Source organism: Pseudomonas sp. PS01297 (assembly GCF_029959305.1).
Lineage (GTDB): Bacteria > Pseudomonadota > Gammaproteobacteria > Pseudomonadales > Pseudomonadaceae > Aquipseudomonas > Aquipseudomonas helleri.
Genome location: NZ_JASCPQ010000001.1, coordinates 147,796 through 159,022, shown reverse-complemented (window position 1 = coordinate 159,022; position 11,227 = coordinate 147,796). Strand labels below are relative to the sequence as shown.

At 62.2% G+C, this 11,227-nt stretch carries 12 protein-coding genes; all 12 read left to right on the top strand.

The annotated features are described in order from the left end of the window. The first annotated feature begins 133 nt into the window (after positions 1 to 133). The 12 genes from QMX84_RS00605 to QMX84_RS00550 all read left to right on the top strand — a co-directional run bounded on the left by QMX84_RS00605 (position 134) and on the right by QMX84_RS00550 (position 11,222). The gene (locus tag QMX84_RS00605; RefSeq protein WP_153332441.1) at positions 134 to 1,024 is read left to right on the top strand and encodes a VOC family protein; all 891 of its coding nucleotides are present in this window, start codon (positions 134 to 136) and stop codon (positions 1,022 to 1,024) included. Between the two features lie 12 nt (positions 1,025 to 1,036). Continuing rightward, positions 1,037 to 1,912, top strand: coding sequence for a CoA-transferase (locus tag QMX84_RS00600; protein WP_282362878.1), 876 nt, complete (start codon positions 1,037 to 1,039; stop codon positions 1,910 to 1,912). Positions 1,913 to 1,924: 12 nt separating this feature from the next. Beyond that, positions 1,925 to 2,722 (top strand): ketoacid CoA transferase, encoded by a 798-nt coding sequence (locus QMX84_RS00595; protein WP_282362830.1) that lies wholly within the window; start codon positions 1,925 to 1,927, stop codon positions 2,720 to 2,722. Between the two features lie 15 nt (positions 2,723 to 2,737). Continuing rightward, entirely contained in the window at positions 2,738 to 3,646 is a 909-nt protein-coding gene (locus tag QMX84_RS00590; RefSeq protein WP_262125908.1) for an enoyl-CoA hydratase, read from the top strand. Then, positions 3,643 to 4,755, top strand: a complete 1,113-nt coding sequence (locus QMX84_RS00585) for a nitronate monooxygenase (protein ID WP_282362829.1) — start codon at positions 3,643 to 3,645, stop codon at positions 4,753 to 4,755. Before QMX84_RS00590 ends, QMX84_RS00585 begins: the two co-directional genes overlap by 4 nt. Beyond that, positions 4,752 to 5,504, top strand: coding sequence for an enoyl-CoA hydratase family protein (locus QMX84_RS00580; protein ID WP_262125906.1), 753 nt, complete (start codon positions 4,752 to 4,754; stop codon positions 5,502 to 5,504). Before QMX84_RS00585 ends, QMX84_RS00580 begins: the two co-directional genes overlap by 4 nt. A gap of 9 nt (positions 5,505 to 5,513) precedes the next feature. Beyond that, positions 5,514 to 6,677: an acyl-CoA dehydrogenase family protein gene (locus QMX84_RS00575; protein ID WP_153332431.1), complete on the top strand. Its 1,164-nt coding sequence runs from the start codon at positions 5,514 to 5,516 to the stop codon at positions 6,675 to 6,677. Positions 6,678 to 6,686: 9 nt separating this feature from the next. Next, the gene (locus QMX84_RS00570) at positions 6,687 to 7,745 is read left to right on the top strand and encodes an acyl-CoA dehydrogenase family protein (RefSeq protein WP_262125904.1); all 1,059 of its coding nucleotides are present in this window, start codon (positions 6,687 to 6,689) and stop codon (positions 7,743 to 7,745) included. A 3-nt stretch (positions 7,746 to 7,748) separates the two neighbouring features. Continuing rightward, positions 7,749 to 8,900 carry an acetyl-CoA C-acetyltransferase gene (locus tag QMX84_RS00565; protein WP_282362828.1) on the top strand — a complete coding sequence of 384 codons (1,152 nt, stop codon included), beginning with the start codon at positions 7,749 to 7,751 and terminating at the stop codon, positions 8,898 to 8,900. 56 nt (positions 8,901 to 8,956) lie between these two features. Continuing rightward, positions 8,957 to 9,835 (top strand): SDR family oxidoreductase, encoded by an 879-nt coding sequence (locus QMX84_RS00560; RefSeq protein WP_278938450.1) that lies wholly within the window; start codon positions 8,957 to 8,959, stop codon positions 9,833 to 9,835. Positions 9,836 to 9,955: 120 nt separating this feature from the next. Further along, complete coding sequence (locus tag QMX84_RS00555) at positions 9,956 to 10,741, top strand: SDR family oxidoreductase (RefSeq protein ID WP_262125901.1); 786 nt, start codon at positions 9,956 to 9,958, stop codon at positions 10,739 to 10,741. 10 nt (positions 10,742 to 10,751) lie between these two features. Beyond that, positions 10,752 to 11,222: a MaoC family dehydratase gene (locus QMX84_RS00550; RefSeq protein ID WP_282362827.1), complete on the top strand. Its 471-nt coding sequence runs from the start codon at positions 10,752 to 10,754 to the stop codon at positions 11,220 to 11,222. The last annotated feature ends 5 nt before the right edge of the window (positions 11,223 to 11,227 follow it).

The window sequence follows — 11,227 nt, the reverse complement described above, 5'->3', positions numbered from 1 at the left end:
CCGGCAGGTGTTGGGGACGGGGACAACGCTCTTGGCGCGGCAGGGGGGCTTAGTCTCAACGGACGATGAAGGGGCGGGAGGGGCTTAGCACAATGCTCGTCACGCAAGCCCTTCAGTCAACGAGGACCCAGGCATGATCGACATTCGCGGTTTGAGCTATTTCGTCTCGCAGATCGAAAATCTCAGCCATTGGCAGCGTTACGCCGAGGACGTGCTGGGCATGCAAGTGCTGCCGGCGCCGGGCGGTGGTTTGTACGTGAAGATGGATGAGCGGCCCTTTCGCATGCTGATTGTCGAAGGCAGCGAGCCGCGTTACCTGGCGTCCGGCTGGGAACTGGCCAGCGAACCGGCCTTTCTCGCCGCGATCGAGCATCTGAATGCGGCGGGCATTGAGTGGCAGGCGGGCAACGCTGACGAGATCAATCAGCGCGGGGTGCAAGCGCTGATCAAGGTCAACGACCCGTCGGGCAATTGCCATGAACTGAGTTGGGGGCACCGCTCTGACTGTCTGCCGTTTGTGTCGCCCCAAGGTGTGCCGCGCTTTATCACCGGCGACATGGGCCTGGGCCACACCGTGCTGCCCGCTCCGAATTTCGACGCAACGCTGGCTTTCGCCAAGGATGTGCTGGGGTTTGAACTGTCGGACATTTTCAACTTCCGTCCCGACCCGGCGGCCCCGGCAATCCGTATTCACTTTTTGCATTGCCAGAATGCCCGCCATCACAGCTTGGCACTGGCCGAGTACCCGGTGCCGTCAGGCTGCGTGCACGTCATGGTCGAGGTCGATTCGATGACCGAAGTCGGGCGCGCCCATGACCGGCTGCAAGCCCATGCGGTGAATCTGTCGGCGACCCTTGGCCAGCACCTCAACGACCGCATGACCAGTTTTTACATGAAGACACCGTCCGGTTTTGACCTGGAATACGGTTTTGGCGGGCTGCAAGTCGATTGGGCCGAGCACTCGGCCTTCGAATTCACCCGCGTAAGCATTTGGGGGCACGACTTTTCGGTCGGCCAACAGTAAGGAGTTGTCATGATCAATAAGCAACTGACAGCGGCCGATGCGGTCGCTCAATTACGCGATGGCATGACCATCGGTTTCGGTGGCTGGGGCCCGCGCCGCAAGCCCATGGTGATTGTCCGTGAAATTCTTCGTTCGCCGGTCAAGGACCTGACCGTGGTCGCTTACGGCGGGCCGGAAGTCGGCATGCTCTGCGCGGCGGGCAAGGTCAAGAAGCTGGTGTTCGGTTTTGTCACCCTGGATGCCATTCCGCTCGAACCCTACTACCGAAAGGCCCGTGAAGCGGGTGAGCTGGAGTTGATGGAACTCGACGAAGGCATGTTCCAGTGGGGCCTGCGTGCCGCGGGTATGCGCCTGCCGTTTCTGCCGACCCGCTGTGGTTTGGCCACGGATGTGGCGCGTCTGAACCCGGACATCAAGACGGTTCAGTCCCCCTATGAGGATGGCGAGGTGCTGCTGGCGATGCCCGCGCTCAACCTCGACGTGGCGTTCTTGCATGTCAACGTTGCCGACCGGCTTGGCAATAGCTTGGTGATCGGTCCGGATCCGTACTTTGACCATCTGTTCGCCCGCGCCGCAAACCAGTGTTTTATCTCATGTGAGCATCTGGAAGAACGTCTGGAGCTGAGCGCCGATCTGGCGCGCTTCAACACGTTCGAGCGTTATCTGGTGACCGGTGTGGTGCATGCTCCGCTGGGTGCTCATCCCACCAGTTGCGGCCCCGATTATGGCTGGGACATCAAGCACCTTAAGGCTTATGTCGCTAGCAGCCAGGCGGAAAACGGCTGGCAAGACTACGTCAAGACTTACGTCGCTGCAGGTGAGTTGGCCTATCAGGCACAGAACGGCGGTGCTGATTCCATGGGCGCTTTGCCCCTTCCCGTGTTCTGAGGAGTAGCCACTATGACTGCAACCTGCGATTTCACCCTGGCCGAGCTGATGATTGTGGCCGCCTCTGAGGCCTGGCGCGGCAATGGCGAAGTGATTGCCTCCGGCCTGGGCGTAATTCCGCGCCTGGGCGCAAGCCTGGCCAAACTCACTCACAGCCCCGAACTGTTGATGACCGACAGTGAAGCGTTCCTGGTAGAGGAACCCATCCCTCTGGGGCCGCGTGGTGACTACGTGCCCCGTTACTCCGGCTACCTGTCATTTGAACGGGTCTTTGAATGTGTCTGGGGCGGGCGTCGCCACGCAATGATCGGGCCGACCCAGATCGACCGTTGGGGGCAGACCAACCTGTCTTGCATTGGCGACTATCAGAAGCCCAAGACCGCGATCCTCGGGGTGCGCGGCTTGCCCGGCAACAGCATCAACCACCTCAATTCGTTTTTTGTCGCCAGCCACAACACGCGGGTGTTTGTCAGCGGCGAAGTGGACATGGTGTCCGGTGTCGGTTTCAAGGCAGATCGCTGGCCGCAAGGCGCGCGTCGCGACCTGATGGATATCCGTTGTGTGGTCAGCGACCTTTGCGTGCTTGATTTTGATGGCCCGGAGCGGGCCGTGCAGGTGCGCTCGTTGCACCCCGGCGTGAGTTTCGAACAGGTCCAGGACAACACCGGCTTCCCGCTGCTCAAGTCGGCGCAGTTGTATGAAACCGCCCACCCGACGCCGGAGCAGTTGGCGCTTATCCGCCGACTCGACCCCCACGATTACCGCGCCACGGCGATCAAGGGCAACCCGCCGGGCATTCGTACGGCCTGAGGCAAGGAAGCGAGCATGCACAGCAGCGACAGTGAATTTATCGTCCGTGAGGACAACGCCGTCTACGAGACGGACACCCCGGTGCTATATAGCGTGGCCGAGGGTATTGCCACGCTGACGCTGAACCGGCCGAGTTTTAATAACGCGCAGAACTCGCAGATGACTTACGCGCTGGATGCGGCGTTGCGTGAGGCGGTGAACGATGACAGCGTCAAAGTCATCGTGTTGCGCGGTAACGGCAAACACTTCTCTGCGGGGCACGATATCGGCACCCCGGGGCGGGACATCAACAAACCGTTCGAGCGCGCGCATTTGTGGTGGGACCACACCAATAAACCGGGTGGCGAGCAACTGTATGCCCGCGAGCAGGAGGTATATCTGGGCATGTGCCGGCGCTGGCGGGAGCTGCCCAAGCCGACCATCGCCATGGTGCATGGCGCGTGCATCGCCGGTGGGCTGATGCTGGCCTGGGTCTGTGACCTGATCGTGGCCAGCGACGACGCGTTTTTCCAGGATCCGGTGGTGCGCATGGGCATTCCGGGGGTCGAGTATTTTGCTCATCCCTATGAAATGAACCCGCGTATCGCCAAGGAATTTCTGTTTACCGGCGACCGCATGAGCGCCGCCCGCGCATCGCAGGTGGGCATGGTCAACCGCGTAGTCCCGCGTGAAGAGCTGGAGCAGGCGACCTACGCCCTGGCCGCTGGCATTGCCAAGCAGCCACGCATGGGGCTGGCGCTGACCAAGCAGGCGATCAACCACGTCGAAGATTTACAAGGCAAGCGCACGGCCATGGATGCGGTGTTTGCCTGGCACCACTTTGCCCACGCGCACAACGAACTGCTGTCCGGTGACAAGCTGGGGGGCTTCGATGCCAAGGGCATGGCCCGCGCCAACAAGCAGGCCGAGGACAAAAGCCAATGAACCGCTGGTTGCATACGCCGCTGACCGAGGCGCTGGGCTGCCGTTACCCGATCGTGCAAACCGCGATGGGCTGGGTGGCTGACGCCAATCTGGTGATTGCGACGACACAGGCGGGAGGCTTTGGCTTTCTGGCGGGGGCGACCATCACCGCCGATGCCCTTGAGGGCGAAATCCGCAAGGTGATCGACGCCACCGGGGGCAGCAATTTTGGCCTCAACTTTCATATGTTTCAGGACAACGCCGCACAGTGTGTCGATCTGGCTATTCAATACCGCTTGCGCGCCGTCAGTTACGGGCGTGGCCCGGACAAACAGACCATCGCCCGTTTCAAAGCCGCCCATGTGCTGTGCATCCCCACCGTGGGGGCTTTAAAGCACGCGCTCAAAGCTGTGGAGCTCGGCGCGGACCTGATTACCGTGCAGGGCGGTGAAGGCGGCGGCCACACCGGCGGCGTACCCAGCTCGATTCTGTTGCCGCAAGTACTGGACGCGGTCAACGTGCCGGTCATTGCCGCCGGTGGCTATGCCACCGGGCGCGGCCTGGCGTCGGTACTGGCCGCAGGCGGGGCCGGTATTGCCATGGGCACGCGGTTCCTCATGACCCGCGAATCGCCAACCCCGGCCGCAACGCTGGCGCGCTACCTGAAGGTCAATGACCCCCAGCAGGTACGGGTGACCACGGCGGTGGATGGTATGCGCCATCGCATGATCGAAAACCGCTTTATCAACCACCTGGAGCGGGCCGGTTCCTTTGGCCGCTTGCGCATTGCCCTGGGCAGCGCCTGGCAGTGGAAGCAACAGACCGGCATGAGCCTGGGGCACATGCTGTCGGTGTTTGTCCGGGCCCTGCGCGAAGACCCGGCCCAGTTGTCGCAAGTGGTGATGGCCGCCAATCAACCGGTATTGCTGCAACGCTCGATGGTCGATGGCGCCCCGGACGAAGGGATTTTACCCAGCGGCCAGGTCGCCGCCGCCATCGCCGAGCTGCTGTCGTGCCGTGAGGTCATCGAAGGCATTGCCAACGAGGCCGAGCAATGCCTGGACGCGCTCCTGGCCCGCAGCCAACCGCTTCACACGATCCCGTCAGCCGTTATTGGAGAACCCCTGTGAATCAGGCCTTTACTACCCAACTCAATCAGGGGATCGCTGAACTGGTGATCGCCAAACCACCGGTCAATGCGCTGGACAGCCAGGAATGGCTGGCACTGGCGCGGCAAATCGAGGCGCTGGGCGCCAACCCCGAGGTGCGGGTCATCGTGATTCGCGCAGAAGGCCGCGGTTTTTGTGCCGGTGTCGACATCAAAGAACTGGACAAATACCCGGAGCGGATCGTCGAGGTCAATGCCGGCAACTACGCAACCTTCAAGGCCGTACACCGTAACCCGGTGCCGGTGATCGTCGCGGTGCATGGTTTTGTTCTCGGTGGGGGTATTGGTATCACGGGTGCTGCAGACATTGTGATTGCCGCAGAGTGCGCAACCTTTGCCTTGCCGGAAGTGGACCGTGGCGCCATGGGCGGCGGCGCACATTTACAGCGGCTGTTCCCGGTGCAGAAGGTCCGCTATCTGTTTTTTACCGGCGACAGTATCGGCGCCACCGAGGCCCTGCAATACGGGTTTATCGAGCGCATCGTCAGTAAGGAACAACTGCGCGAAACCGCCTTGGGCATCGCCGCCAGAATCGCCGAGAAGAGCCCCGACATGATCCGCATTGCCAAGGAGGCCTTGAACGGTATCGAAGACGGCAACCTGGAAGACAAGTACCGCTGGGAGCAGGGTTTCACTCTGCAGGCCTACAGCAGCCCGGATTCAGCGCAAACGCGTCGGGCCTTCGTCGAAAAACGCGACGCCAAGTTCTGAGGTAATGCCATGGACCTGACTTACACCCCCAAACAGAACGCTTTTCGCGCCGAAGTTCGCGCCTGGCTGGCAGCCAACCTGCCAACCGAGCCCTTGGCCAGCTATGACACCCGTGAAGGCTTTGAGCAGCACCGCGCCTGGGAAGCCACATTGTTCGAGAGCCGCTGGTCAATGGTGATGTGGCCGGCGGAACTGGGCGGTCGCGGCTGCGATTTGATCGAGTGGCTGATTTTCGAGGAAGAGTATTACGGCGCCGACGCGCCGATGCGCGTCAACCAGAACGGCCAGTTGCTGCTGGGGCCGACCCTGATGGAGTTCGGCACCCCGGAACAGAAACAGCGCTTCCTGCCGCGCATGGCCGCCAGCCTGGACATGTGGGCGCAAGGCTGGTCGGAGCCCAATGCCGGTTCTGACATGGCGGCAATTACCAGCAAGGCGGTGCTCGAGGGTGATCACTACGTGATCAACGGGCAGAAAACCTGGTCGACCCGGGCGATCTACGCCGACTGGCTGTTTGGCCTGTTCCGCAGCGAAGCCGGTTCGGCCCGGCATCACGGCCTGTCGTTTGTCATGGTGCCGCTGGATGCACCGGGAGTGACTATTCGCCCGATCAAGGCCCTCAACGGCAAGGATGCGTTTGCCGAGGTGTTTTTTGACAATGTGCGCGTGCCCGTGGGTAACCGCATCGGTGCTGAAGGCCAGGGCTGGCAAGTGGCAATGGCCACCGCCGGATTTGAGCGGGGTTTGCTGCTGCGCTCCCCGGCACGTTTTCAAGCCACCGCGCGAAAACTGGTTGAACTGTATAAGGCCAATCGCGCCACTGCAGACCGCGACCCAAGCCTGCGTGATGCGGTAATGGAGACCTGGATGGGCGCCGAAGCCTATGCGCTGTCGGCTTACCACACGGTGGGGCGCTTGAGCCGTGGCGAGCATATCGGTGCCGAGTCGAGCATCAACAAGATCATCTGGTCGGAGCTGGACCTGAAGATGCACGAAACCGCCATGCACATTCTCGGCATGCGCGGCGAACTGACGGCTAAAGGCCCTGAGGCCGGTGATGCAGCGGGCTGGCTGGAGGGGTTTCTGTTTGCCCAGTCCGGGCCGATCTATGCCGGTACCAACGAAATCCAGCGCAACATCATTGCCGAACGCATGCTCGGCTTGCCGAAATAAGGAACCGCCATGGACTTCACTTTTAACGATGATCAGTTGGCGTTCCGCGAGGCCATCAGTCGTTTCCTGATGACCGAAGCCGCACCGGAAATGCTCCGGGAAATTTGGGAAACCGACGTCGGGCGCTCCCGCGATTTGCGCAACAAAATAGCCGAGCAAGGGTTGACGGCTTTATCCGTGCCCGAGGCCCACGGCGGTCTGGGCATGGACGATGTGACCTGGGCGCTGATGACCCAGGAGCTGGGCTATTACGCCATACCTGATTCACTGGCCGACACCGCCTATGTGGCCTGCGGCGTGCTGACCGATCTGCCGGCGCAACATCCGGCCCGCGCCGAGCTGTTGCCGCGCATTGCCGACGGCAGCTTGCGCATGGCGATCAGCCACCCGATCAATGCGCTGGTCAGCGATGCGCAATTGGCCGACGCGCTGATTCTGGGCTGCAGCGACGAAATTCACCTGGTGCCGCGCTCAGAGGTACAGGTGCAGAGCCATTCGAGTATCGATGCCTCACGGCGCCCGGGCGGTGTGATCTGGACCCCGTCGGCCGCCACTTGCATCGCCAGTGGCGGGCAGGGCCTTGCCTTGCAGGCGCGCATGCTCGATCGCGGCGCGCTGTCGGTGGCCGGGCAACTGTTGGGGCTGGCCCAGCGCATGCTGGATTTGTCGGTGGACTACGTGGCGCAACGCAAGCAATTCGGCAAGCCGATCGGCAGCTTTCAGGCGGTCAAGCATCACCTGGCCGATGTCGCTCGCCATATCGAACACGCCAAACCGGTGCTCTACCGCGCCGCCCATGCCCTGGCCCGTAACGACCGCAATGCCGGTATCTGGGTGTCTCAAGCGCGTCTGGCGGCCAATGAGGCCAGCTGGATTGCTGCGCGCAAGGGCATCCAGGTGCATGGCGCGATGGGGTACACCTGGGAAGTTGATTTGCAGATGTTCATGAAGCGCGCCTGGGCGCTGGATGCGTACTGGGGCGACCGGGGCTTTCATAAAACCCGGGTCAGCGGCTACCTGTTCGCCGACACTACCGGCCTGGGGCCGGGACACACTTTTGAGGAATGAGTCATGGCCCAAGCCTATATCGTTGATGCGTTGCGCAGCCCGACCGGCAAGCGCAAAGGCGCGCTGAGCGAGATCCATGCCATTGATCTGGGCGCCCATGTGCTCAAGGCGCTGGTGGAGCGAAACCCGATCCCCGCCGAGGACTACGACGACGTGATTTTTGGTTGCGTCGACACCATTGGTGCCCAAGCAGGTGATATTGCCCGCACCAGTTGGCTGGCCGCCGGTATGCCCTTGACGGTGCCCGGTACCACGGTGGATCGCCAATGCGGCTCATCACAACAGGCGCTGCATTTTGCCGCCCAGGCTGTGATGAGTGGGACCCAGGATGTGGTGGCGGTGGGCGGTGTGCAAACCATGACCCGCATCCCGATTGCCTCGGCGATGCTCGCGGGCCAGCCGCTGGGGTTTGCCGATCCGTTTTCCGGCAGCGTGGGCTGGCAAGCACGGTTTGGCCAGCAGCCGGTCAACCAGTTTTACGCGGCGCAGCGAATTGCCGATCACTGGCAGATCACTCGCGAGCAGATGGAAGCGTTTGCCCTGCACAGCCACGAGCGCGCCCTGGCAGCCATTGCCAGCGGCCGTTTTGACCGGGAAATCGTTGCCTGCCAAGGCTTGACGCAGGATGAAACGCCGCGTCACAGCAGCCTGGCGAAAATGGCCGAGTTGCAACCAGTAGACCCACAGTACCCATCGATTACCGCCGCGGTGTCGAGCCAGACTTGCGATGCCTCGGCGGCGCTGCTGGTGGTGTCCGAGGCCGCGCTCAAGCGCTATGGGTTGACGCCTCGGGCGCGCGTTCATCACTTGACGGTGCTGGGCGATGACCCGATCTGGCATCTCACTGCACCGATTGCCGCTACTCGCCGGGCGTTGGCCAAAAGTGGCCTGAGTATGGCCGAGATCGACCGGGTGGAGATCAACGAAGCCTTTGCGTCGGTGGTCATGGCCTGGGCCAAAGAGCTGGATTACGACCCGGCGCGGACCAACGTCAACGGCGGCGCCATTGCCCTGGGGCATCCTTTGGGCGCAACCGGTGCACGGCTGATGACCACCTTGCTCAACGAACTGGAATGCAGCGGCGGCCGCTATGGCCTGCAAACCATGTGCGAAGGCGGCGGCCAGGCCAACGTCACCATCATCGAACGTTTGTAATGTTTCAACGGCCGCCGATTCGCGTGCGGCCGCTTACCCTGTCAAGGAGTCAAAACATGGCTATATGTGCAGACCGCACCGTGATCATCACCGGGGCTGGCGGCGGGCTGGGCCGTGCCTACGCGCTGGCGCTGGCCGCGCAAGGGGCGAACGTGGTGGTCAACGATATTCGCAGCGAAGCCGCGCAGGCGGTGGCGCAAGAGATTCGCGATAACGGTGGCCAGGCCATCGCCAACCACGATGACATCACCACATTGGTGACCGCACAACGGATTGTCGATGCGGCACTGGCGGCGTTTGGTGAAGTGCATGTGGTGATTAACAACGCCGGTGTGTTGCGTGACCGCATGTTCATCAGCCTCAGTGAAGAGGATTGGGACAGGGTGATGCAGGTCCATCTCAAGGGCCACTATTGCCTGGCCAATATCCTCGGGCGGCGCTGGCGCGACCTGGCCAAGGCCGGTACGCCGGTGGATGCGCGGATCATCAACACCAGCTCTGGCGCAGGCCTGCAAGGCTCGGTGGGGCAGTCCAATTACTCGGCGGCAAAAGGCGGCATCGCGTCATTGACCCTGGTGCAAGCGGCTGAGCTGGCGCGTTATGGCGTGACCGCCAATGCGCTGGCGCCAGCGGCGCGTACATCGATGACCGAGAGCGCCATGCCCGACGTGGTGAAAAAACCCGAAGATGGCAGTTTTGATGCCTGGGCCGCAGAAAACGTTGCACCGCTGGTGGTATGGCTGGCCAGCCCGGCGTCGGCCCATGTCAGCGGCCAGGTCTTTGAGAGCCAGGGCGGGCGCATATCCCTCGCTGACGGCTGGCGCACAGGCGTCACCCGTGACAAAGGCGCGTTGTGGGCGGTGAACGAAATTGGCGGCGCCGTCGATGCGATCCTCGCCGAGGCGACCAAAGCCCAGAGAGTCTGGGGCAGCTGATACCTGCATGACGTACGGGGCGGGGGCGTTTTGTTGGGTTGAGATACCCCATTTTGACGATGTGGCAGTGCCTGCGGCTCCGTACAAAGACGGGGTATCGAATTTTCGGAGGTAGACACTGTGAAGCAAGCCCCCCCTTATGTGCCCGGTCATCAATTGTTGGCCGGCAAGTCGGTGTTGATTACAGCGGCAGCCGGCGCCGGTATTGGTTATTCGGCGGCTCGGCGCAGTGCCGAAGAGGGTTGCCGGGCGCTGATGATTTCAGACGTGCACCCGCGTCGTCTGGAGGAGGCGGTCGAGCGGCTCAAGGCCGAGACCGGCCTACAGGCGGTTTTTGGCCAACTGTGCGATGTTACCGTCGAGGCGCAGGTCCAGGCCTTGGTGGCGGCGGCAGAAGATGCGCTGGGCGGGGTCGATGTGCTGATCAACAACGCCGGCCTCGGTGGGCAAAAAACCGTTGTGCAGATGAGCGACGAAGAGTGGCAACGGGTGCTGGATGTGACGTTGACCGGGACGTTCCGCATGACCCGGGCCATGTTGCCGCACATGCAGCAGCGTGGCGCCGGAGCCATTGTCAATAACGCCTCGGTATTGGGCTGGAGAGCCCAGAAAGAGCAGGCCCATTATGCCGCCGCCAAGGCCGGAGTCATGGCGCTGACCCGCTGCAGCGCTCTGGAAGCTGCCGAATTCGGCGTGCGTATCAACGCCGTGTCGCCCTCAATAGCCTTGCACGACTTTCTCAAAAAAGCCTCCAGTGAAGAGTTGCTGGCCAGCCTGGCAGGGCGCGAAGCGTTCGGGCGCGCGGCTGAAGTTTGGGAGGTGGCCAACGTGATGATGTTTTTGGCCAGCGATTACGCCTCTTACATGGTCGGCGAAGTGCTGTCCGTCAGTTCGCAACAGGCTTGAGGACTTACCCATGACGCACGTTTTCAGTACGGCCCAGGCGCTGTTGGCGGCCGAGGGCCTGGACCTGGGGCACAGCGACTGGCTGACCATTGACCAGCAGCGCATCGACCTGTTCGCCGAAGCCACCAGTGACCACCAATGGATTCATGTCGACCCGGTGCGGGCCGCCACTGGCCCTTTTGGTGCCTGCATTGCTCACGGTTACCTGACCCAGTCGCTGGCCAACCTTTTCATGCCGCAGTTGATGCGCATCGACAATATGGCGATGGGCATTAATTACGGCAGCGATCGGGTGCGCTTTCCGGCGCCGGTCAAGGTCGGCTCACGGGTGCGTGGCAGTGGCCAGATTATCCGCGCCGAGCTGCTGGGCGACACCGTACAACTGGTGGTGCGCATGACCATGGAGGTCGAGGGCCAGGCGCGCCCCGGTTGCGTGATCGACACCATCAGCCGTTATACCTTCAACCCAATTTGCCAGTGAGCGTG